Annotated in this window: 28 protein-coding genes and 1 tRNA gene; 17 read left to right on the forward strand and 12 right to left on the reverse strand. The window is 61.8% G+C overall.

Annotated features, from left to right (window positions below; translation table 11 throughout):
• Positions 1-253 precede the first annotated feature (253 nt).
• Positions 254-712, forward strand: a complete 459-nt coding sequence (locus GEV37_RS12620; protein ID WP_227390613.1) for an AcrIF11 family anti-CRISPR ADP-ribosyltransferase — start codon at positions 254-256, stop codon at positions 710-712.
• Positions 709-939 carry a hypothetical protein gene (locus GEV37_RS12625; protein WP_227390614.1) on the forward strand — a complete coding sequence of 77 codons (231 nt, stop codon included), beginning with the start codon at positions 709-711 and terminating at the stop codon, positions 937-939. Before GEV37_RS12620 ends, GEV37_RS12625 begins: the two co-directional genes overlap by 4 nt.
• On the opposite strand, the gene GEV37_RS12630 is transcribed toward GEV37_RS12625, so the two are convergent.
• The 9 genes from GEV37_RS12630 to GEV37_RS12670 form a co-directional block, all read right to left on the reverse strand.
• Positions 936-1592, reverse strand: a complete 657-nt coding sequence (locus GEV37_RS12630; RefSeq protein ID WP_227390615.1) for a hypothetical protein — start codon at positions 1590-1592, stop codon at positions 936-938. The genes GEV37_RS12625 and GEV37_RS12630 overlap by 4 nt on opposite strands.
• A complete protein-coding gene (locus tag GEV37_RS12635) occupies positions 1589-2110 on the reverse strand; it encodes a VRR-NUC domain-containing protein (protein ID WP_227390616.1) in 522 nt (173 codons plus the stop codon). The genes GEV37_RS12630 and GEV37_RS12635 overlap by 4 nt, the downstream gene beginning before the upstream one ends.
• Positions 2107-2418, reverse strand: a complete 312-nt coding sequence (locus tag GEV37_RS12640; protein ID WP_227390617.1) for a hypothetical protein — start codon at positions 2416-2418, stop codon at positions 2107-2109. Before GEV37_RS12640 ends, GEV37_RS12635 begins: the two co-directional genes overlap by 4 nt.
• A gap of 142 nt (positions 2419-2560) precedes the next feature.
• Positions 2561-2878: a MarR family winged helix-turn-helix transcriptional regulator gene (locus GEV37_RS12645; protein ID WP_227390618.1), complete on the reverse strand. Its 318-nt coding sequence runs from the start codon at positions 2876-2878 to the stop codon at positions 2561-2563.
• A gap of 14 nt (positions 2879-2892) precedes the next feature.
• Positions 2893-3801 (reverse strand): phosphoadenosine phosphosulfate reductase domain-containing protein, encoded by a 909-nt coding sequence (locus GEV37_RS12650; RefSeq protein WP_227390619.1) that lies wholly within the window; start codon positions 3799-3801, stop codon positions 2893-2895.
• Positions 3802-3803: 2 nt separating this feature from the next.
• Positions 3804-4451, reverse strand: coding sequence for a replication protein P (locus GEV37_RS12655; RefSeq protein ID WP_227390620.1), 648 nt, complete (start codon positions 4449-4451; stop codon positions 3804-3806).
• The gene (locus tag GEV37_RS12660) at positions 4438-5397 is read right to left on the reverse strand and encodes a DnaT-like ssDNA-binding domain-containing protein (protein ID WP_227390621.1); all 960 of its coding nucleotides are present in this window, start codon (positions 5395-5397) and stop codon (positions 4438-4440) included. Before GEV37_RS12660 ends, GEV37_RS12655 begins: the two co-directional genes overlap by 14 nt.
• Complete coding sequence (locus tag GEV37_RS12665; protein WP_227390622.1) at positions 5397-6260, reverse strand: DNA adenine methylase; 864 nt, start codon at positions 6258-6260, stop codon at positions 5397-5399. The genes GEV37_RS12660 and GEV37_RS12665 overlap by 1 nt, the downstream gene beginning before the upstream one ends.
• 31 nt (positions 6261-6291) lie before the next feature.
• A complete protein-coding gene (locus GEV37_RS12670) occupies positions 6292-6546 on the reverse strand; it encodes a transcriptional regulator (RefSeq protein ID WP_227390623.1) in 255 nt (84 codons plus the stop codon).
• Positions 6547-6655: 109 nt separating this feature from the next.
• On the opposite strand from GEV37_RS12670, the gene GEV37_RS12675 reads away from it, so the two are divergent.
• The 13 genes from GEV37_RS12675 (at position 6656) to GEV37_RS12735 (ending at position 14952) form a co-directional block, all read left to right on the forward strand.
• Complete coding sequence (locus tag GEV37_RS12675; protein ID WP_227390624.1) at positions 6656-7333, forward strand: LexA family protein; 678 nt, start codon at positions 6656-6658, stop codon at positions 7331-7333.
• A gap of 149 nt (positions 7334-7482) precedes the next feature.
• A complete protein-coding gene (locus tag GEV37_RS12680) occupies positions 7483-7887 on the forward strand; it encodes a LuxR C-terminal-related transcriptional regulator (protein ID WP_227390625.1) in 405 nt (134 codons plus the stop codon).
• On the forward strand, positions 7884-8183 hold the full coding sequence (locus tag GEV37_RS12685) for a hypothetical protein (RefSeq protein ID WP_227390626.1): 300 nt from the start codon (positions 7884-7886) through the stop codon (positions 8181-8183). The genes GEV37_RS12680 and GEV37_RS12685 overlap by 4 nt, the downstream gene beginning before the upstream one ends.
• The gene (locus tag GEV37_RS12690; RefSeq protein ID WP_227390627.1) at positions 8180-8506 is read left to right on the forward strand and encodes a hypothetical protein; all 327 of its coding nucleotides are present in this window, start codon (positions 8180-8182) and stop codon (positions 8504-8506) included. The genes GEV37_RS12685 and GEV37_RS12690 overlap by 4 nt, the downstream gene beginning before the upstream one ends.
• Before the next feature lie 10 nt (positions 8507-8516).
• On the forward strand, positions 8517-8831 hold the full coding sequence (locus GEV37_RS12695; protein WP_227390628.1) for a hypothetical protein: 315 nt from the start codon (positions 8517-8519) through the stop codon (positions 8829-8831).
• Between the two features lie 76 nt (positions 8832-8907).
• Complete coding sequence (locus GEV37_RS12700; RefSeq protein WP_227390629.1) at positions 8908-9654, forward strand: hypothetical protein; 747 nt, start codon at positions 8908-8910, stop codon at positions 9652-9654.
• A gap of 11 nt (positions 9655-9665) precedes the next feature.
• Positions 9666-10619 carry a recombination-associated protein RdgC gene (locus tag GEV37_RS12705; protein WP_227390630.1) on the forward strand — a complete coding sequence of 318 codons (954 nt, stop codon included), beginning with the start codon at positions 9666-9668 and terminating at the stop codon, positions 10617-10619.
• Positions 10612-10926: a hypothetical protein gene (locus tag GEV37_RS12710; RefSeq protein WP_227390631.1), complete on the forward strand. Its 315-nt coding sequence runs from the start codon at positions 10612-10614 to the stop codon at positions 10924-10926. The genes GEV37_RS12705 and GEV37_RS12710 overlap by 8 nt, the downstream gene beginning before the upstream one ends.
• Entirely contained in the window at positions 10923-12635 is a 1713-nt protein-coding gene (locus GEV37_RS12715) for a DNA cytosine methyltransferase (protein ID WP_227390632.1), read from the forward strand. Before GEV37_RS12710 ends, GEV37_RS12715 begins: the two co-directional genes overlap by 4 nt.
• On the forward strand, positions 12632-13099 hold the full coding sequence (locus tag GEV37_RS12720) for a hypothetical protein (RefSeq protein ID WP_227390633.1): 468 nt from the start codon (positions 12632-12634) through the stop codon (positions 13097-13099). The genes GEV37_RS12715 and GEV37_RS12720 overlap by 4 nt, the downstream gene beginning before the upstream one ends.
• Positions 13096-13608, forward strand: coding sequence for a hypothetical protein (locus tag GEV37_RS12725; RefSeq protein ID WP_227390634.1), 513 nt, complete (start codon positions 13096-13098; stop codon positions 13606-13608). Before GEV37_RS12720 ends, GEV37_RS12725 begins: the two co-directional genes overlap by 4 nt.
• Before the next feature lie 2 nt (positions 13609-13610).
• Complete coding sequence (locus GEV37_RS12730; RefSeq protein WP_227390635.1) at positions 13611-13814, forward strand: excisionase; 204 nt, start codon at positions 13611-13613, stop codon at positions 13812-13814.
• 1 nt (position 13815) lies between these two features.
• Positions 13816-14952, forward strand: a complete 1137-nt coding sequence (locus GEV37_RS12735) for a phage integrase Arm DNA-binding domain-containing protein (protein ID WP_227390636.1) — start codon at positions 13816-13818, stop codon at positions 14950-14952.
• Positions 14953-15063: 111 nt separating this feature from the next.
• Here GEV37_RS12735 and GEV37_RS12740 read toward each other — a convergent pair.
• The 3 genes from GEV37_RS12740 to GEV37_RS16995 form a co-directional block, all read right to left on the reverse strand.
• Positions 15064-15140: transfer RNA gene (locus tag GEV37_RS12740), tRNA-Pro, on the reverse strand.
• A gap of 106 nt (positions 15141-15246) precedes the next feature.
• Positions 15247-16047 carry an inositol monophosphatase family protein gene (locus GEV37_RS12745; protein ID WP_227390637.1) on the reverse strand — a complete coding sequence of 267 codons (801 nt, stop codon included), beginning with the start codon at positions 16045-16047 and terminating at the stop codon, positions 15247-15249.
• A gap of 235 nt (positions 16048-16282) precedes the next feature.
• On the reverse strand, positions 16283-16696 hold the full coding sequence (locus tag GEV37_RS16995; RefSeq protein ID WP_275951407.1) for a prepilin-type N-terminal cleavage/methylation domain-containing protein: 414 nt from the start codon (positions 16694-16696) through the stop codon (positions 16283-16285).
• 211 nt (positions 16697-16907) lie between these two features.
• Between GEV37_RS16995 and pilB the strand changes: the two genes are divergently transcribed.
• Both pilB and GEV37_RS12760 read left to right on the forward strand, forming a co-directional pair.
• Complete coding sequence (gene pilB, locus GEV37_RS12755) at positions 16908-18650, forward strand: type IV-A pilus assembly ATPase PilB (RefSeq protein ID WP_227390638.1); 1743 nt, start codon at positions 16908-16910, stop codon at positions 18648-18650.
• Positions 18651-18658: 8 nt separating this feature from the next.
• Entirely contained in the window at positions 18659-19885 is a 1227-nt protein-coding gene (locus GEV37_RS12760) for a type II secretion system F family protein (RefSeq protein WP_227390639.1), read from the forward strand.
• The last annotated feature ends 13 nt before the right edge of the window (positions 19886-19898 follow it).

The following is a 19898-nucleotide window of genomic DNA, read 5'->3' on the forward strand; positions in this document are numbered from 1 at the left end:
TAGAAAAGCCCCGGCACGACGAGGCAAGGCGCACCAGGCGGCACGCAAGGAACAGCGGAAAGCAAGAAGCCCCGCCGGGTGACCGGCAGGGCTTCGTGGTGTGTGGCGGCTAGCTATAGTGAGCGCCAGCCTAGAAACATCATAGACTGGTCGTGGAGTAGATACAACATGCCCGAGTAAGCATGGCATCTAAAAACCTTGCAATGGAAACTATGTTTCCATATAATACATACATTAGCCGAGGAGATCAGCCATGAAACTACTTCACACCAGCCCAATCGAAATCACCGAAATCACCACCGATGGCCGTTTTGGCGAGTTTCTCTTCTTCGCTGATGAAGCTTATGTAATGACTGCTGGCAACCATCTGACCTACAGCATTGAAATTGACGATGATGCCGTCATCGAAGCTGGCCAGCTGTTCTATCACGACGATGCTGAGAAGCTGGCAGGTCTGGTAACCGAACTGGCTGAAAAGCTGTGCATTGATGAAGGCGATGCCGAAGCTCTGATCGATGAAAGCAAGAGCATCTACGACATGGATCTCGACATCGAGCCGGAAGACATGGCCGATGCCAGCTGGGACGTTCAGGTATTCACCGCTCGCGCCGCTCAAATCCTTGGCTTCCGTGCTGTCGAAGTTGAAGACGAGCAGGGTGCAGCCTTCATGGTCAGTATGATGGGTCGCGAATCAGAGCTGGTGAAAGCATGATCGACGCCGAAAAGTTTTACAGACCCGAGCAAGCTGCAGAGCTGATCAATAAAGCCCTGGAAGTTTGCAAGACAAAACCTGAGCTGGCGCGGCGTCTTGGCATGACCCGCCAGTACATTAACGCCATCCTGCGCGCCGACAAAAAGATGAGCTATGGAATGCAAGTCATGCTTGAGCAATTAGCCAGCGAAAGCTCTGCGGCGGGCAGGGCTTCCAGTGACACCTAAACCTGCGCCAACGCCAAAAGCTCGGCGCGCGCAAACCGAGCCGCGTCTTTAACCGCCATTCCGTTCTTGAAGATCGCATCGGCCCGCTGCTTGTTCGGCACCAGATGCTTCACCCCTTGCTTATCGGTCTCCACTACCGCGGGCACTATATCCCCCATCACCGAGAGCGATCCCATTTGCAGCATGCGCGAGTACATGGGCAGGTGCCGGGCGATGAAATCGTACCCTTTCGCCCAGGGCGCCGCTTGCTGGGTTGGCATCGGGTGGAGCTTCGCCGCGCGGATCAGCACCGCCAGCCGGGCGCGCGGGCGCAGGCGAGCCGACTCGAGCCACGCCCTTGCGAACTCGTGCGCAGCGCTCACCCTGCTACCCCGCTCATACGCGATCGCCAGCGGCTCGGCCGCCGCGGTGCCGCCCCCTGGCTGCTGCCCCAGAGTGGCCGTAGGGCTGAATGGCTGGAAACCCTCGTTCTCGTGCATGTGCCACGTGACCCGCTCGGCCTCCATATCCAGCACCCTGTCGACAAAGGCGCGGGTAGCCTCCGGGTCGTGGTCGGGGTGTGTCGCGCGCGCCAGCTCGCGCAGCCGCTGAATGCCCATGTTCCGGTAATCGCGCATTGCGCCCCCTGTGTTCAGTTGTAGTGCCGCGCTCATTCGCCCTTTCTCCACTCGGTGCCGCTCTGCATTGTTCGCACCGGATCGTCGCAAAACTCAACATCCGTTGGCTCCCACTCGGCGTACTCTCTCAGCACGGCCTTGGCCTCCTCCAGTCCCACCGCCAGCGCCGCGCAGTAGCCGCGGTTCTCGGCCAGCGTCAGCCAATCACGTTGGCTCGGCGCCAGCGGCGCGGTGTGGGGCGGCGAGGCTTTGAATTCCAGATAGAGGCCAAACCAGCAGCCCCGGGCCTCCATCACCACTAGATCGATCACACCGCTCTTCACGCCCTGGCGCTTCATCGCGGCTCCCGTGGCTTTAGAGCGCTGTCCACCGTTGGGCACGTGATAGGTGACGTCGTACAGCTGGCCCACTGCGGTGCCGCGCTGGCGCTCGCCGAGTAACCAGCGGATCAGCACGGCCTGCTCTTGCCCCTCCCAATCGACCGGGCGCTTCCGAGGCGCAGTGCCGGCGCCAGCCGGGCCCAGTACGCGGCGGGGCTTGCGTGTTGTCGTCATGCCCTTCCCCCTGCCACCCGTTCATTCATCCGCTGTTGCCGCTCCCAGCGCTGGTAGTCCGACACGATCCTGTCGAGCATCGCCCGCGCCTCATCGTTGTGATCCAGCTCGGCACGGCTCTCGATACCGCACGCCCGGCGCAGCGCGCGGGTGGCGCCGGCGGCCTTGTGGGTGCCATCCGGAAACTCGCGGTACTCGAGCGCGTTTTTCGCGCGCCAGCGGTGGTCGAGGTAGAGCCAGAATCGCGGGTTCTGGCACAGCATGGCGGCGCGGCGCGCCTGGGGGCCACCCTTTGGCTGATCGGTCATGCCCGAGCCCTCCCGCGTTGCGCTTTCCGGAGACACGATTTGCATGCCGGCAGCGGCAGCCCGGTACCGGGCTCGCGATACTCGGCGGCGGGTTTGCGGTACTGGCACTGCGAGCACCGGGCGCGCAGATAGGATTGATGCGTCATGCGGCACCTCCTACCGCCCGCTCAATGGCAGCCCGCCCCTGCTTAGTAAGCGCCAGCACCTGACGTGCCGGGCGGTCGGCGCTCATGCCGACTACCTCGATGTAACCCAGGTCGATCAACTCGCGGCAGCGTCCGCAGATGCTCGCCAGCGGCAGAACGGTACGCGCCTCAAGCTGCTGGCGCGTTCCCGGGCCATCCGCCTCGAGGTTGGTCATTACGATCGTGCGGCTGGCGTTCAAGCGCCCGCTACGTCTGTGCTCACTGAACGCGGCCTGTTTCACTTCGTTGCCGCTGGGTTGGAATGCGGTGTTCATGGCTTGAGGCCTCCTTACTCACACAGACCGTACACGGATGAGCACGCAGGCCCCTCCGACGACGCGATCAGATCAAATTGACGTCCGCCACGACTGGTACGTGACCAGTCGACAACGGAATGGATGCCATGACGCTTGAGCGACACGTCGGTGGCGCCACGAGCCGGCCAGAATGTAGCTACGCCCCGTTTGCTCGCCGCGCTTACGATCCGCTCCCACTCGGCGACGCGCTCAATGACCTCCGGGTAGCGGCTGGCGATCTCGGCGAACTCCCCCTTGCGAGCATTGATGCACGGCATGCAGCCCACGCGGCTCATGCCCTGGCTGTACAGCGCGTTGGGCTCGATGCGGTGCTTGTGGTGCATGGCAAACACCTCGGCGACGCTCCACTCGAGAATGGGCCGGTAGGCAATGATGCCCAGGTCGAGCAGCTCGGAATGCGGCAGGCGTTGGCGGGCGGGCGACTCCTCCTTGCGAACGCCTTGCCAACTGATGACGCGGTGGCCGGCGCGCAGCAGTGGCATTTCAACCTGCTGCTGGATGGGCAGGCTCTTGAGCTCGCCCGTACAGAATTTCGCTTTGGTACTGGGAAAGCGCCCCTTGAGCATGGCCAGGTCGAGAAACGGAATGCCGGTGGTGTGCTGTAGCGCCGCCATGCCGCGTTCTTTCAGATCGTCCGGCCAGTGATCGGCGATGTACTGGCGCTTGCGAGCAAAGTCGGCAGTAAAGTCGGCCTGAACCCGCTGGATCTCCAAGCCCAGGGCCTGCTCGAGGTAGGCGATGTACTCATACGTTTTCGGGTGCTCGTGCCCCGTGTCGGCTAATACCGGCACGAGGTTGGGCGTGCCGCGCTCCAGCGCCAGCAGTAGCATGGCAGTGGAGTCCTTGCCGCCGCTGATGCTGATCACGTTTTGAAAGGCCATTTTTATCGGCTCCCCAGGGCGGCGCGTATCATGCGCAGCCCCTGTGTTGAATTCATGCGATCGGGCATGCCGGCATCGGCCGCGGCGCGCGCGGCAGCTTCACGGCTGGCGCGCTCGGCTCGCTCGGCGCGGGTCATGGTGCTGTCATGACCGATCAGGCCCCGGGCGCTCAGCTGCTCGCCGGCCATGACGCGGTTGACCAAGGCGGCGTACTCGCGGCGGAACTGGCGCTCGAGGCGCCCAGCGCGGGTCTCGCCGCCGCCGTGGGTCAGCTCCCACCAGCCCACTGCCGCGCCGGCCATGCGCACCGCTTCGTGCGACCACTGGTGCTGGCCGGGCTGGTGGGCGTGAGCGCACACCTCGCGCCAGGCCTCTGCCTCGGGCAGCAAGCCCATGTCCTCGGCGCGGGGCTGGCACAGGGCTGCGAACTCGGCGGGCATCGGCGGCCATGCGGTATCACCCTGGCGGGCGGCGTCCTGTACCCGCTGGCGCACCCTCCGCAGGCCGACGGCCAGCTGTGCCGGCGCCAGCGCCTGGAGCTCGGCCCACCAAGCGCCGGTCTGGTCATACGGGCCCCAGTCGCTGGTAAACCGGGCACCGAACAGCTCGCCCATCACGTTGAACAGCTCGTCGATGTCACCAGCCGCCACCGTGGGCGCGGTATTCGCCGTCGAGCGTTTGGCCTGTGCCGGGTTCTGGCGCTCGGCCTTCGGCGCGTGCCCGGGCTTCCTGAGCTGTGAGACGGCGTTTGGGAGTACGGTCGCGGCGGTTTTCATGAGCGTTGCCTCCGGTGGTAGTCGGGGTGGTATGCTGCTGGGCTTGCTGGCGCTTGGCATTTTCGGCGACCCAGCGCGCAAAGCGGCGGGTCCAATCGGCATGGGTCATCGTGCGGGCGGGCTGGGCGGTGAAATGCTCGCGGAAGTCGGTTAAGGCGTCGTACACGTTGGCGTCCGGGGCCAGCCCGCGCTGGTAGCATGCAATCCAGTAGGTTTCCTGATCAGGCTCCCAATTGAACGTCATCGCGGTTTTGCGTGGCGAGTCGATGGGGTCGGCAACGGGTTCGCCGTCGTCGGCCTGGGCGGCGGCGCGTTCGAACACGCTGGACGCTTCCGGCGCGCTCGCGTCAGAGAGAGAGGGGGTTGTGATCTTGGTATCTTGATTCGTCGGAGATTTTTCCGACCCTTCGCGGATATTTTTCCGACCCTCGGATATTTTTCCGTGCTGGGTCGGATTTTTTTCCGACCCTTCGGCGCCCGGTTGTGGGGTCGGATTTTTTTCCGACCCTTGCGCCTTGTTCCAGCTCTTCGCCTTGCTTGTCAGGCGCATGTAGGTCTTGTTGTCGGTGCTGGTCATGTCGATCAAACCGGCGTCGCGCAGCTGCTTCATGAGCCGGTAAGCCGTATCGGGCTTGTCGGTCAAAAGCGGCAACTCCTGAATGATTTTGCCTTTGCCTATGTTGAACCACACCGCCCCGTCGATCTGGCGGGAATCGGCCCACGAGGGCACCTGGTACAGGAACGCGAACAGCATGGCCTGCTGGGCATTCAGGCCCCAGGCGAGTGCCTTGGATTGGTTGATGGTGACGAGGTATTGCATCAAGCGCCCCCGGCGAACATATCCGCCTGCTGGCACTCAGCCGCAACTCGCGATGATAGCCAGATCGACTCGGTGCGAAACACGGTTCTACCTCGTCCGGACGCTGGAACTTCACTACAGACCTGGGTCCAGTTACACAGGTGATCGCGGTACAGATCGCAGTCATATCCACTCACGATGACGAAGCCGCGCAGCCGCTTGATTGCCTCGAGAAACATCTCGTGATCGGCGTCACTCATTTCATGCCGGTAGCAACCGCCATCCGCTCCCAGAGCTCGGGTGCCATGGACGTAGGGCGGATCCACGTAATGCATGACCCGGGCACCATCGCGATCCCGCATCACATCCACGGCGGGCCTGTTCTCGATCACCACTCCAGACAAACGCTCACCGAACGCTGCCAGATTGTCAGGGAAGCGAGCCCAGTAATTGGCGGGGTTGACGCCGCGTCCACTAGAGCCAGAAAAGCCTCGGAAGCCGGTGCGCCCCTTCGTGGCGGCCCCGCTACCAAAGCCCGAGAAGGCTCTGAACACCGTGCGACGTGCCTGCTCAACGGGGTCATCCGACGTTTGATAGGAAAGCTCGAACTCGGCACGGGCATACGGGGTAAGCGCCAGCAGAGAAGCCAGTCGCTCGCGCTTCACATCGTCTTGCAGTACGCGGAAGACGTTGACGATCTCCCCATCCATGTCGTTGTAGACCTCGTACGGGCTGCGAGGCTTGCGCATCAATACACTGGCGCTGCCACCGAAGGGCTCGACGTACGTGTCGTAGGATGAGGCGTTGGGAAAGTGCGCCAGCAGCCAGTCAGCCATTTTCCACTTGCCGCCGTGGTAGCGCAGAACGGGAGGCAGCTTGCTCATACCCTCACCTCACAAATACCTGTATACAAAATCACGGTTGCGGTACCGATGAATCAGCCGCGCCGGTAGCGGTAGACTGTTTGTGATCGGACGGCGAGAACACGCCTGGCAGCAGATCGGCAGCCTTAACGCGACCGAACGTCTTTTGCTCGATGAGAACAGCAAAGCGTGGCGGCAAAGGCCGTTTGCCCCGGCAGACCTGAGAAAGAAACTGAGGAGTCATACCGATCGCATCACACAGCGTGGCGCGAGACCCTCCAAAGTGTTCGATGGCTTTTTCGATCATAAGAGAACCTAAAGCGTAGCTTTACTAATTGATCAAGCATAGCTTGCTTTAAGCGCATTGCCTACCCCTGTCAAAATTAAAGCAGTGCTTAACTTATAAAGGGCGTGGTATGGACATCGAATTGTTCAAGGATCGGATACGACAGGCGATCATGCTCGCCAAGAAGGAGGGCCACACCCAGGCGGCGATAGGCGAGGAAGCCGGCGTGACGCCTCAGGCGGTCGGGCAATGGCCACGAAGCGGCAAGATCACCAATGACAATCTGGCAGTCCTGGCGCGGCTATCGAAAACGCCCATCGAGTGGTTTTACAACGAGAGTTTTTCACGCGAAGCCGTGGCGCCACAGGAAGCGCATGGCAAAGAAATCGGCCCCGCGCCCGCCATCACGGGCCTTTGCCCAGAGATCAGCTGGGTGCAGGCAGGGCATTGGGCGGAGGTATGCGACATCAATCATGATCCCGAAACAACAAACTGGTTTCCCCGGCCCCCGGGCGCCAGCCCGCAAACGTTCGTCTTGAAGGTCGTAGGCGAGAGCATGCTGCCCGACTACCCGCCCGGTCGATTCATCTTCGTTGACCCGGAAAAAATCGCTGCCAGCAATGACGATGTGATCGCCGTCATGACGGAGACCAACGAAGCCACGTTTAAAAGGCTCATCGAAGAGCCAGGTAGCCCGCGCATGCTCAAGGCCTTGAACCCTGCTTGGAAAAACCCCTACCTCGAGATCAATGGCAGTTGCAACATCATAGGCGTGGTCATTGCCGACATGCGGATGCGCCACCGCTAACGCTGCTGATCGCCACTCCCGCATAAAGCCCGCCACTGTGCGGGTTTTTTCTTGCACGCTTTATCTCTGCTTTATTTTTTGTAAAGCTGAGCTTGACTCAAAATGAAAGCATTGCTTTACTTGGCATAAAGCAAACAGGGATAAGCATCATGCACACCATCGAACCCCAAGAATTCGAATGCCAGGGCTTCACTTGCCGCTTCGGGCCTCGCAATAGCCAATGGCCGAGCCGCGTACAAGCGCAGGTGATCGCCTGTATCGCCGCCGGGCTCACGCATAAAGAGATCGCCAAGCTGCGCGGTTGCTCACCGCGCACCGTCAGCGCCACCGCGTCCGCACTGCTCTACTACCTGAACGCTCACCGGGCGGCGGCCGCCGTCGCCGAGGCCATGCGCCGCGGCTGGATCGCCCCGCTACTGCTGGCGCTGATGATCACCGCCATCACCCCGGACGCGCCGGCCCTGCGCCACCGTCAGCCGATGCGCACCCGCACACCGCACAGCCTCACCCGCCTGGTTTCCAGCAGCCGGGGCGCGGGGAGCGCGTCCGCATGAGCGCCGTCGACAAGACCATCAGCCAGCTCGCCGGCAACCGCTTGGGCGACATCACGCGCATGGTTGCCGAGACGAACACCGGCGCGTTGGCGCGAATGGATCTGCGCATTCAGTCCACTGAGCTCCAGCTCGAGATAGACCGGGGGCGACGCCGCATGGTGCTGCACGCATTCATTGCCGGCTCTGATCGCGACACGCTCAACGAGCTGGAGGCGCTGATCACCGACGCCGCCGATTTCATCGGCACAACGCCCGCCGCCCTGGGAATCCATCTCACTCTGGGAGTTCAGCCATGACCCCGAAAAAACGACGCACCCTGCTGGGCGGCACCGCCCTGGCCGCCCTGCTGGCCCTGGGCCAGATCACCCAGCACGACGCCGAGCGCCAGCACGACTGGCTGGTGGCGTACTGCACCGATGCCGCCGTATGGCAAGCCGAGGAGCGCCGCGGCGTGCCGCTCAACCAGCGCACCGGCGCGCCGGACTACCGGGGCATCGCCGCCGAGTCCTGCCCCGGTATGCGCCCCGCCGGGCCCGCGCTCGATGCCGATCGGCAGGCGCCGGCGCGGATTGCGATGCCGGATACCGCCGGCGCGCCTTTCCAACTCGTTCAGTTCTGAGGTGATCGCCATGACTTTCCGCGTATTCGGCATGACCGAGAGCAAAGCCCGCCAACTGGCAAGGGCTACCCCCCCCCGCCCGCAAGAGGACCTCAAGGTCTACGAGGAGCGCGTTTGCCAGAAATTCGACGCACTTATGGAAGGGAAGCGCGTGGTTCCGGTGAGCGCATCGTTCGACGCGCCGCAGTTCGCCAGGCAGTTCATCGATATGGCGCGCCGCTCAGGGCGTCATCGCAACCTGATGATCAAGTACCCGCAGGAGATCGACGTCGTGAAGCGCGGCAAGCCTGCAAAGAAGACCGTATGGCTGGAGTACACGCAGTGATCGACGAAGCCGCTTTCGACCGAATCTTCAAACAGCCCACGCCCGCCCAGGGCGATAACCAGAAAGGTGAGACCAAATGAGCAACCAAACCCTGGAGCAGCTACTTCACGCCCGTATCTCTGAGTTCACTGCCAGCGAGCGCCCGAAAGAGATCATCGACCAGCACGTGGAAAAGATGTTCGCCAGCGTGATCGAAGATGCCTTTCGCAGCTATGGCGACATGGGCAAAGCCGTGAAAGAAGCCATTCAAGCGGCCATGCCTGGCAACGTCAGCAGCATGGTAGAGCTGACTCGCTACAACAGCCTCATTGCCAACGCTATGAAAGAGAAGTGGGAGCAGTCAGGCGTGGCCAGCGACATGGTGCGCCGTGCCCATGAGGCCATTGACGAAGCCGTCAGCGAATTGGAAGTGCCCGAGTTTGTGAGCCTGAGAAAATTGCTGGCATCGTTCGTTGAGGAGCATGCCGAACAGGCCATGGAAAACCAGTGGGATGCACCGCGAATTGAAATTGAGGAGTCCGACAGCTTAGACGGTCACTACCACATTTACTTTGATAAAGACCCCTCCGAACCCAGCTACAGCACGCGAAGTGTTTACCGCCTAGACAACATGCTGGCCGTTAGAGCGCGTGGAATCGATAAGCACGATGACCATGACACCGGCGAGGTCTACGCCGCCCAAATCGACGGCAGCATCATGGGCAAAAAGATGGGTGTTTGGCGCAATGACTGGCAAAAGCAAATGGTCGCTCTCTACTACGGCGGCGCAAAGCTGGTCATCGACTGCGATGCAGACGACTTCTGCTACCCACACAACTACTAAGGCGGCCCATCATGTGGTTCAAACACCTACAACTCTACCGCCTGCACGGCATGCAGCTACTCAGCCCCGAGCAAACCGCCCTGGCAATGGCTGAGCACGCCGCCAAGCCATTGGGCAATGCCGACGCCCGCCGCATGGGCTGGACGCCCCCCGCTAGCCGCCTGGGCGGTGGCCAGTTGCTGCACACCCTGCAAAACGATGGGCACCGCCTTATCAGCGCCCTACGTCAGGAGCGTCTGCTGCCCGCCTCGGTTATCAAGGAGGAAGTGGAAGAGCGCGTTGCCGAGATCGAAGTAACCGAAGGCCGCAAGGTCACGTGCAAGGAAAAGAGCGCGCTCAAAGAACAGGTAATCGAAGAGCTACTGCTCCGCGCCTTCGTGCGCAGCCAGAAAATAGACCTGTGGTGGGACACCAAGCGCCAGCTGATCGGCGTCAACACGTCGAGCCGCGCCCGCGCCGAGGAAACGCTCGATCTGCTGCGCGAAACCCTGGGCTCGTTGAAAGTCACGCCGTTGACCACGCAAACGCTACCGGTGCGTGCCATGACCACCTGGCTTGGCGACGCGGCCACCCGCCCCGCCGACATGCAGCTGGGTGACCAGGTGGAGCTCAAGACCAAGGGTGACGACGGCGTGGTGCGCGGGCGCCAGCTCGACCTCGACAGTGACGAGGTGCAGCAGCACCTCGAGCACGGACGGCAAGCCACCCAGCTCGCCCTGGGCATCGAGGGCCAGCTCTCGTTCGTGCTCCACGACGATCTGGCAATCAAGTCGCTGCGCTTCGGCGATGCGCTGATCGAGGAAGCCGATTTCGCCGATGATGGGGACGACGCCCTTGCACGGCTCGAGACCGACTTCGTGCTGATGGCCGGGTGCTTGCGCGCCAGTGTCGAGCGGGTTGTCGAGTGGCTGGGTGGTGAGGCTCAGCGCCAGCAGGGCAACCCGGAGGGCAGTAGCGATGCGTAAACCAGCCTACCGCCACAACGGCATCTACATCGACGATCCTGTTACGGGTGTGAAAACGTCGCTCAGCGCCATGGCAAAAAGGCACGGCGTCAGCCCCTACATGGTCACCAAACGCTATCACGCCGGCGTGCGGGGCGCGGCGCTGATCGAGCCCTACAACCCAGCCCAGCTTTTCGAAGAGCACCTGGCGCGGCAGCGCGCCGAGGCGGAAAAGCGCGAGCGCATTTTCTGGACGAACACTTGGGGACTGGCGTGTCCGATGTCGCGCCTGGGTGATGTGTTGAACCGTGGGGAGGGCGCGCAATGAGCAATGCTCCTCACTGGCGTACCCAGTACGCACTCGATTACGACGGTGAGATCAACGTCGATCTGTTCGCCGGCGGCGGCGGGGCCAGCACTGGCCTTGAAATGGGCCTGAAACGCCCGGTGCACATCGCTATCAACCACGACGCCGACGCGATTAGCATGCACATGGCCAACCACCCGGGCGCAGAGCACTACCAGTGCGACGTTTTCGAAGTTGATCCGCTCACCGCTACGCGCGGCCGCCCGGTGGGTCATTTGCACATGAGCCCCGACTGCACCCATCACAGCCAAGCCGCTGGCGGCCAGCCTCGCAAGCGCGCCATCCGCTCACTCGCCTGGGTCGGGCACAAGTGGGCGGGCAAGACGCGCCCGCGCGTCCTCTCGCTCGAGAACGTCAAGCAGATGATGCAGTGGGGCCCACTCGTTGCCAAGCGCTGCAAAGCCACCGGCCGTGTCATAAAGTTGGACGGCACCGTCGCCGCACCTGGTGAACGAACGCCGGTCAACGAACAGTTTCTGGTGCCGTGCAAGAAGCGCCGCAGCCAGAACTGGAGGCACTTCATCAAGGGGCTACGCGCCATGGGTTACGCCGTCGAGTGGCAAACCCTGGCCGCCTGCGACTTCGGCGCCCCGACTACACGCGACCGCCTCTACCTTTACGCCCGGCGCGATGATCTCCCAATCGTATGGCCACAAGCCACCCACGCCCGCAAGCCTGCCAAGGGGCAACAGCGCTACGCGCCGGCGGCGAGCTGCATCGACTGGTCGGATCTCGGCAAGAGCATTTTCGAGCGCCCCCGCCCACTGGCCGAGAACACGCTGAAGCGGATCGCCAAGGGTATCGACAAGTTCGTGCTCAATGCGGCCGAGCCGTTCATCGTGCCCGTGACCCACCAAGGCGGCCCTGGGCGCGTGCATTCGATTCAAGAGCCGCTTCGTACCGTAACAGCCGCTCATCGCGGTGAGCTCGCCGTTGGCTCGCCCTGCCTCGTTCAGCTCGCCCACGGCCAGGGAAAGCCGGGCGGCGTTCAGCGCTGGGGCATTGGCAGTCGCGATATTGAAGAGCCCATGAACACCGTCACAGGCAGCGGCGGCATGGCAGTGGCCACCGCGTTCATGGCCCAAATGAATGGCGGATTCTATGAAGGCGCTGGCCGCGCCATCGATGAGCCGCTCAGCACGATTACCGGGCGCGGCACCCAGCAGCAAATCGTCACCGCCCACCTGATGGTGCAGCGGCGCAACCAGCACGGCGCCTCGATCGCAGAGCCGCTGCAAACGATCACCGCCGGCGCGAACCATCACGGGCTGGTGAACTGCACCCTATCGCCCCAGGTAGAAGAAGGCGCACTACGCGTCGCCGCGTTCCTGATGCGCTACCACAGCACCGGCGGCCAATGGGCAGACCTCAATGATCCGATGACGACGATCACTACCAAGGACCGCCTGGCCCTGGTCACCGTCTACATCAAGGGCACGCCCTACGTCATCGTCGATATTTGCCTGCGCATGCTCAAGCCGCGCGAACTCTACCGCGCTCAGGGATTCCCTGAAACCTACATCATCGATCACGGCCACGACGGGCGCCGATTCACGATCACCGCCCAGACTCGCATGTGCGGAAACTCGGTAAGCCCATTGCCGATGGCGGCACTGGCTCGGGCCAATGATCACCAACTGCCAGCAGCACTGGCAATGGGGGCAGCATGAGCCGCTACGCAGAAAACACCAGCGTCTCGAGCGAGCGCAGCCGCGCCGAGATCGAGCAGACCGTCTCCCGCTACGGCGCCAGCGGCTTCATGTACGGCTGGGACGGTGCCACCGCGGTGATGGCGTTCCAGATGCACGGGCGCCGCGTGCGCTTCGATCTGGCGATGCCCGACCGCGCCAGTCGCGAGTTCACGCAAACCGAAACCGGGCGCGATCGGGCGCCAGCCCAAGCGGCCAAGGCGTGGGAACAGGCGTGCCGCCAACGGTGGCGCGCCCTCGCCCTCGTCATCAAGGCGAAGCTCGAGGCCGTCGAGTCCGGTATCACTGAGTTCGAGGAAGAATTCCTGGCCCATATCGTGCTGCCCCACGGCGGCACCGTCGGCGGCTGGATGCTGCCGCAAGTCAAAAGCGCGTATGAGACCGGCGATATGCCGCCGTTACTGCCTGCCCCGGGGGATCAATGACACAGCCCACCCACACCCACCGCGATCACGGCGGCAAATACGCCGAGATCGCCCAGTACCAGGGCGCCGGCGCTTTAGAGGGCCAGTGGCTAGTGGTCTACGAGGATCTCGATAAGGGCGTCCAGAGCGCCACAACCCAAGACGACTGGCGCCAGCAGTGGCGCCCACTCGAGCGCGACGACTGCCCGTTGTGCCTGGGCGCTGGCACCGACCCGATAAAGGGTGATAAGAGCAAACCCTGTGGCCACTGCTACGGGCTGGGGAAAGTCCGCGCCGACGGCAAGCCCCTCAGCGACCTATGGGGTGTTGCTGACATCGCCACCGGCATCATCCAGCGCCAGCGCGTCGAGCTCGAGCAGCTGCGCGCGATCGCCGACTACCCGGGCGTGCGGGAGCTGGTAGAACGTGAGCGCCAGCAGCGCATCGACGCGAGTATCACGCTGCAGGAGCAGGAATGGCGCGGCGGAAAGGGTCACAGCCATGGCGGCCAGAGATATACGGGAGACTGAGGATGAAAACTGGAAAACTGATGGAGCTGGAGCAGTGGAGTCGCGCTCGATTCGAAGGGCGGCCGCCCTCACCCACTACGGTGCGGCGGTGGTGCCGGGAAGGCCATGTACCCGCTAAGAAAATCGGCGGGACCTGGTTTATCGACCTGGACGCCGAACGGCGCCAGACCGGCAACGAACTCGCCGACAGTGTACTAGGAGCCTGACATGGCACCACGCCCGCGCAAGCGAAAAAATAAGGGCCTCGAGCCCAACTTGTACGAGAACCGCGGGTATTACACCTACCGGCGGCCCGATACGGGTACGCGGCATGGCATGGGAAGAGACCGTGCAAAGGCGCAGGATGCCGCCCGGGTGCTCAATGCGAGGCTTGGAGTAGGTGGGGACCTGGTCGCCGAGGTGATGGGCGAAAGCGGAGTAACGCTAAAAGACGCGGTGCATGCCTGGCTGGCGGAATGGGTCGAGCCAAGCAAGTTGGGTGAGTGGACGAAGAAGGCAAAGCGCGGGCGTGGAAACCGCATCATCGCTGATGCCGGGAACGTGCTGCTCGAGCATGTTACGACTCGCTGGTGTGCCGAATACCTCGACGAGAACCACCACAACACGGCGTACGTTCAATACCGCGCGGTGCTCTCCCAGATATTCCAGTTTGCGCAGACGAAAGGCTGGGCAACCGTGGACCCTGTAACGCCTACACGAAAGGACAACTTCTACGAGAAGCAGCGCCAGCGGCTCACCGTCGAGCAATTTCGCGCTATCCATGCAGCCGCACCACCCTGGTTCCAAATCGCGATGGAACTCTCGCTCGTATGCCTGCTCGGTCGCGCGGAGGTAGTGGCTGCAAAATACGATGATGCCCACGATGGGCGACTGCACTACATCCGCCAGAAGACCAAAGAGCGCAGTAAGACGGCCTACGTTGCCATCGGCATGACCGACACCATGGAAGACATCATCAAGCGGTCACGCCAGATCGAACCGGTGTCGCCTCATATCGTGCATCGCAGGCCAAGCCGTATGCCCAAACGCAGGCCAGGGCGGCATTGGTCGCAAGTGACACCTGACTACCTGTCGCGAACGTTCAATGAGCTCGCCCAGGGCGTTCCCACCATCCGCTCGATGCCAGAAGAACAGCGACCCACATATCACGAGATACGCGCTTTGGGATCTCGATTACTCGAGCTGAAAGGGGTCAGTGAGGAGGAGATTCAGGTATTGATGGGGCACTCAGATGTGAGCACCACCCAGGTATATCTGGACAAGCACGACACACGCTGGCAGCTCGCCCAAGGCAACCCGTTCAACATGGAGACGCTGCTCAAGGCAATGAAGCAAAAGGCATGATTTTTACGGCCCGGTGCAACGTTTTACCAATATATTCAGAAAGTTTTACGACACCAACGAAAACCGCCGCTCGGCATGATCCGTAAGCGGCGGTTTTCGTTATGATTCTTTTGGTCGGAGTGACAGGATTCGAACCTGCGACCTTTGCAACCCCATTGCAACGCGCTACCAAGCTGCGCCACACTCCGATGCCCGTTGGCTTATCGCCTCAGAACGGAGCGTATACTAGCGTTAAACGGTGCAAATGAAAAGACCTTTTTAGGCTTTCTTATCAAATGCTTGGCAATCGCATTATTACACGCTCACGAGCAGCGCCTTCATCTCATCGAAAACACCGGGCGCGGTGATCAGTAGCTGCTGCGGGTACAGGTCTTCGGAAAATCCCGGCGGCACGTCTACCAGCCTCCCTACCGTCGCCCCCGCTTCGCGGGCGATGACCCACCCGGCAGCAAAGTCCCAGGGCGAGACGGTTTCGACATAAGCATCGAGGCGCCCGCAGGCAATATCGCAGATATCCAGCGCCGCCGCGCCGTTGCGGCGGATGTCCTGGCAGTGAGTGAGAATGGCTTCCAAGCGAGGCATGAGTGTCTTGCGCGCGCTGCGATCATAGGGGAAACCGGTGCCCACGAGTGTCGTGGCCAGCGCGTCGGCGCCGCTCGGCGCAATGGCGCAACCGTTGCAGAAGGCGCCACCACCCTCCACCGCGGTGAAGGTCTCGTCAAGAAACGGCGCGTGCACTACGCCGACCTTGCCCACGCCGCGCTCAAGCCAGGCAATCGAGACCGCCACGTGGCGAAGCCCTTGGGCAAAGTTCACGGTGCCATCGATCGGATCGACCACCCATAGGGCCTCTTCCAGCCCCGTGGCCTGCTCCGGGCTCAGCTCCTCGCTCAGGCGCGCCTCGCCGGGGAAACAGCGCGCAAGCTCCTCGCTGATGAACGTATCCACCGCCACGTCGACATCCGTGACCAGCTCGATGCCCTGCTTCATGCGCCGGTCGAAACGCTGCTCCGCTCGAGCCTGAGTGATTATCCGCCCCGCCTCTCCGGCGATGCGCACCGCTTCATCAAGGCGCGCCTTCAAGGTAATCGCCATATGCTCTCCCGCGTTCAAGATTAAACGGTTCATGGTAAGCGCAGAAGATGGCGGTGTCATGACATCAACTAAATAGAGATTCGATTAAGTATAATTGAATTATATGATGCGGGGGGATGAGACCACCCCCTTTTTTAAATTTTATAAATTAAGCTTGTATCTGTAATAGATATAAAATTAGGCTAAAAAGCCGTATAACAGCTTTTTAGCCTATCGAATAACTGCTAAAAACAATTTATTCTTGGGTAGAAGCAGGATTATCAGCAGAAATTTGACCAGTAGCGCTTACATATACAGTTTGATTGCGATTTTGTGTAGTAACAGGGGTTGCACCAGTAGGCTCATTTGTTCCTCTAAACCTATCGTTAAGAGATGTAAAATCTGACTCTCCTACATCACAAGATTGAAATTCAAATTCAGGATTCTCAGCCTCACTAGCGCCTACAGCTGTCGTAGACATTGCTAAAGACCTATAGGAACTAAGTTCTGAAAGGCAAGCACTACGCTCTGAACGATCCAAATAATTCCCATACTGCGGTACAGCAATCGCCGCCAGTATACCGATGATCGCGATCACGATCAGAAGCTCGATCAGCGTAAAGCCAGCCTGATAGTAGCGGCGCACTTGCGAGGTGGTCGGTGTTTGCATGATGGGTTCCCTTGCGTGGAGTCGTGGGGGTGATCTAAAGGGGCTTAGCCCGTTATGAATTCACATTAGACCAGCTCTCATTCCTTGACAACTGGGGTTTATCAGCCGTTTTTCAGCGCTATTCAGGCTTTTTGATGACGCCGGAACATGCACTATAGTAGTTTTGATGGCAACTGCCCCTCGTTGCCGCCCCGACTACCAGGCGAAGTTTATGAGCCCTACCCCTTTCGACGAGCCGCATTACGACCGCGAGCTGACCGGCGTTGCCAGACGCCTGGTCGATCACGGCGCGCTGACCGAGGCACAGGCAGAAGTCGCCGATGACAGCGCCGCCGGGCTCGAGCTCTCGTTTCTCGAGCATGCGGTGGAGAGTGGCCTGGTGGCCTCGAAAGACGCCGTGCTCGCCGCCGCCTGGGAGTACGGCCTGCCGGTGGTCGACCTGGAGGCGGTCAGGCTCAAGGCGCTGCCACCGGCCAGCGACTACCCGGTCAAGCTGCTCACCAAGCTCAACGTGCTGCCGCTGGCGCGCCACGGTCACCGCCTGACCGTGGCGGTACCTTATCCTGCCACCCTTACGCAGCTCGACGAGCTGCAGTTCGCCACAAACTTGAGCGTCGAGGGCGTGCTGGCGCCGATCGACCAGATTCGCAGCAATCTGGCCCACTACGTGACGCAGAACGAGCGCAGCTTGCTCGACGAGCTGGACGGCGTGGATGACGCCGTGGCCGAGCTCAACATCGTGACCGAGGAAGACGAAGAGATCGACCTGGAGAGCAGCGCCGGCAGCAAGGACGACGCCCCGGTGGTCAAGTTCGTCAACAAGGTACTGCTCGACGCCATCAGCCGGGGCGCCTCGGACATTCACTTCGAGCCTTATGAGTCTCAGTATCGAGTGCGCTTTCGTATCGACGGCATGCTGATCGAGATCGCCAAGCCCCCATTCGCGATGCGCGACCGGATCGCGGCGCGCCTGAAGATCATGTCGCGGCTGGATATCTCCGAGCGCCGGCTGCCCCAGGATGGCGCGATCAAGCTGCAACTCTCGCGCACCCGATCGATCGACTTTCGTGTCAACTCGCTGCCCACGGTGTACGGCGAGAAGCTGGTACTGCGAATACTCGACCCCTCCTCGGTACGCCTGGGGATCGAGCAGCTCGGCTTCAGCCCCGAGCAGCAACGAGAGTACGAAACCGCGCTGACGCGCCCTCAAGGCATGATCCTGGTGACCGGCCCCACCGGTAGTGGCAAGACGGTGACGCTCTATACCGGCATCAACATGCTCAACGAGATCGAGCGCAATATCTGCACCGCCGAGGATCCGGTGGAGATCAAGGTGTCTGGCATCAACCAGGTCAACGTGCTGCCCAAGATCGGGCTCAACTTCGCCAGCGCCCTGCGGGCGTTCCTGCGTCAGGACCCGGACGTGGTGATGGTCGGCGAGATTCGTGACCTGGAAACCGCCGAGATCGCCGTCAAGGCCGCACAGACCGGCCACATGGTGCTCTCCACCGTGCATACCAACTCTGCGGCCCAGACGCTGACGCGCCTGGCCAACATGGGTGTTGCCACCTACAACATCGCAAGCTCGGTGACCCTGATCATCGCCCAGCGACTGGCGCGGCGGCTGTGCGCGCACTGCAAGACCCCGGCAGACATCCCCATGGCGGCGCTCAAGAAAGCCGGCTTCACCGCCGAGCAGCTCGAGGACGCCACTCTTTACCGGGCCGTGGGCTGCAAGCAGTGCACTCAAGGCTACAAGGGGCGCGTGGGCATCTACGAGGTGCTGCCGATCAGCGACGCCATGCGCAACCTGATCATGCGTGACGGCAACGCCATCGAGATCGACCAGCTCGCCCGCCGTGAAGGCCATTCGAGTCTCTATCAGAGCTGCCTCAACCGGGTGCTGGACGGCAGCACCAGCCTCGAGGAAGTCAACCGGATCAGCAAGGAGTAACCGCGGTGATGGCCAAAGCGAAAACGCGCACCAAACTCGCCCCTCTGCACCGCTGGAAATGGCAGGGCAAGGGCCCCCAGGAGCGGGTGATGAAGGGTGAGCTGATCGGCCGCACCCGGGAGGAGGTGGTCGAGCAGCTTGCCAAGCAGCGCATCAGCGCGATGCGCATCCAGAAACGCAGTAGCCTCAATGGACGCGGCAAGGTCAAGAGCGTCGACATCACGCTGTTCGCCCGCCAGATGGCCACCACGATGCGCGCCGGCATCCCGATACTCCAGGCGCTGCAAGCGATCTCGGAAAGCGTCAAGAAACCCGCCATGGTGGAGCTCACCCAGCAGATCATGCGCGACGTCTCCTCCGGTGACAGTCTCTCTCAGGCGATGGCCAAGCACCCGCGCCAGTTCGACCGTCTCTTCGTTAACCTGGTCGCCGCCGGTGAACAGGCCGGTGCCCTGGACGAGATGCTCGAACGGGTCGCCACCTACAAGGAGAAGGTCGCGTCTCTCAAGGCACGGGTGAAGAAGGCATTGTGGTACCCGGGGGCGGTCATGACCATCGGCGTCGGGGTGACGATGGTGCTGCTCGTGGTAGTGGTGCCCGAGTTCGAGAGCATGTTCCAGGGCTTCGGCGCCGAGCTTCCCATGTTGACCCAACTGACCGTGCGCTTCTCCGAGCTCGCCCAGGCTTTCTGGCTGCCGGCACTCGCGTTGATCGTGGGCGCCATCGTGCTGCTCAAGGCCGCCGCTCGGCGTTCTGAGAGCGTGGCCTTCAGCATCGACCAGTTCATGCTGCGCCTGCCAGTGCTGGGCGATATCCTGCACAAGTCCGCCGTGTCGCGCTTCACCCGTACGCTCGCCACCACCTTCAGCTCCGGCGTCCCCCTGCTTGAAGGGCTCGAGACGGCCTCTGGTGCTGCAGATAACCGCGTGTACATGAAGGCGATCGACGAGGTGCGCCAGGACGTGACCACCGGCCAGCAGCTGCACTTCGCCATGCGCCTCACCAACCGCTTCCCGCCGCTGGCGGTACAGATGGTGAACATCGGAGAAGAGGCCGGGTCCCTCGACGCCATGCTCAACCGGGTCGCGGACTATTACGAGGAAGAGGTCGAAAACAAGGTCGACACCCTCACCTCGTTGATGGAACCGGTTATAATCGTGGTCCTGGGTCTGCTGGTCGGGGGCGTGGTGGTCTCCATGTACCTGCCCATCTTCGAGATCGGTACGGCCCTCTAATTTTTCCCCACGC

Origin of the sequence: Vreelandella malpeensis, from assembly GCF_020622355.1 — a bacterium.
GTDB lineage: Bacteria > Pseudomonadota > Gammaproteobacteria > Pseudomonadales > Halomonadaceae > Vreelandella > Vreelandella malpeensis.

Excerpts from the sequence above, each read along its gene's own strand:
- GEV37_RS12675 (WP_227390624.1), top strand. The coding sequence starts at position 6,656 with ATGGACATCGAATTGTTCAAGGATCGGATACGACAGGCGATCATGCTC.
- GEV37_RS12680 (WP_227390625.1), top strand. The coding sequence starts at position 7,483 with ATGCACACCATCGAACCCCAAGAATTCGAATGCCAGGGCTTCACTTGC.
- GEV37_RS16995 (WP_275951407.1), bottom strand. The coding sequence starts at position 16,696 with ATGCAAACACCGACCACCTCGCAAGTGCGCCGCTACTATCAGGCTGGC.
- GEV37_RS12630 (WP_227390615.1), bottom strand. The coding sequence starts at position 1,592 with ATGAGCGCGGCACTACAACTGAACACAGGGGGCGCAATGCGCGATTAC.
- GEV37_RS12635 (WP_227390616.1), bottom strand. The coding sequence starts at position 2,110 with ATGACGACAACACGCAAGCCCCGCCGCGTACTGGGCCCGGCTGGCGCC.
- GEV37_RS12650 (WP_227390619.1), bottom strand. The coding sequence starts at position 3,801 with ATGGCCTTTCAAAACGTGATCAGCATCAGCGGCGGCAAGGACTCCACT.
- GEV37_RS12705 (WP_227390630.1), top strand. The coding sequence starts at position 9,666 with ATGTGGTTCAAACACCTACAACTCTACCGCCTGCACGGCATGCAGCTA.
- GEV37_RS12725 (WP_227390634.1), top strand. The coding sequence starts at position 13,096 with ATGACACAGCCCACCCACACCCACCGCGATCACGGCGGCAAATACGCC.
- GEV37_RS12730 (WP_227390635.1), top strand. The coding sequence starts at position 13,611 with ATGAAAACTGGAAAACTGATGGAGCTGGAGCAGTGGAGTCGCGCTCGA.
- GEV37_RS12735 (WP_227390636.1), top strand. The coding sequence starts at position 13,816 with ATGGCACCACGCCCGCGCAAGCGAAAAAATAAGGGCCTCGAGCCCAAC.
- GEV37_RS12670 (WP_227390623.1), bottom strand. The coding sequence starts at position 6,546 with ATGATCGAAAAAGCCATCGAACACTTTGGAGGGTCTCGCGCCACGCTG.
- GEV37_RS12645 (WP_227390618.1), bottom strand. The coding sequence starts at position 2,878 with ATGAACACCGCATTCCAACCCAGCGGCAACGAAGTGAAACAGGCCGCG.
- GEV37_RS12745 (WP_227390637.1), bottom strand. The coding sequence starts at position 16,047 with ATGGCGATTACCTTGAAGGCGCGCCTTGATGAAGCGGTGCGCATCGCC.
- GEV37_RS12690 (WP_227390627.1), top strand. The coding sequence starts at position 8,180 with ATGACCCCGAAAAAACGACGCACCCTGCTGGGCGGCACCGCCCTGGCC.
- GEV37_RS12700 (WP_227390629.1), top strand. The coding sequence starts at position 8,908 with ATGAGCAACCAAACCCTGGAGCAGCTACTTCACGCCCGTATCTCTGAG.
- GEV37_RS12625 (WP_227390614.1), top strand. The coding sequence starts at position 709 with ATGATCGACGCCGAAAAGTTTTACAGACCCGAGCAAGCTGCAGAGCTG.
- GEV37_RS12715 (WP_227390632.1), top strand. The coding sequence starts at position 10,923 with ATGAGCAATGCTCCTCACTGGCGTACCCAGTACGCACTCGATTACGAC.
- GEV37_RS12620 (WP_227390613.1), top strand. The coding sequence starts at position 254 with ATGAAACTACTTCACACCAGCCCAATCGAAATCACCGAAATCACCACC.
- GEV37_RS12685 (WP_227390626.1), top strand. The coding sequence starts at position 7,884 with ATGAGCGCCGTCGACAAGACCATCAGCCAGCTCGCCGGCAACCGCTTG.
- GEV37_RS12665 (WP_227390622.1), bottom strand. The coding sequence starts at position 6,260 with ATGAGCAAGCTGCCTCCCGTTCTGCGCTACCACGGCGGCAAGTGGAAA.
- GEV37_RS12720 (WP_227390633.1), top strand. The coding sequence starts at position 12,632 with ATGAGCCGCTACGCAGAAAACACCAGCGTCTCGAGCGAGCGCAGCCGC.
- GEV37_RS12640 (WP_227390617.1), bottom strand. The coding sequence starts at position 2,418 with ATGACCGATCAGCCAAAGGGTGGCCCCCAGGCGCGCCGCGCCGCCATG.
- pilB (WP_227390638.1), top strand. The coding sequence starts at position 16,908 with ATGAGCCCTACCCCTTTCGACGAGCCGCATTACGACCGCGAGCTGACC.
- GEV37_RS12695 (WP_227390628.1), top strand. The coding sequence starts at position 8,517 with ATGACTTTCCGCGTATTCGGCATGACCGAGAGCAAAGCCCGCCAACTG.
- GEV37_RS12660 (WP_227390621.1), bottom strand. The coding sequence starts at position 5,397 with ATGCAATACCTCGTCACCATCAACCAATCCAAGGCACTCGCCTGGGGC.
- GEV37_RS12760 (WP_227390639.1), top strand. The coding sequence starts at position 18,659 with ATGGCCAAAGCGAAAACGCGCACCAAACTCGCCCCTCTGCACCGCTGG.
- GEV37_RS12710 (WP_227390631.1), top strand. The coding sequence starts at position 10,612 with ATGCGTAAACCAGCCTACCGCCACAACGGCATCTACATCGACGATCCT.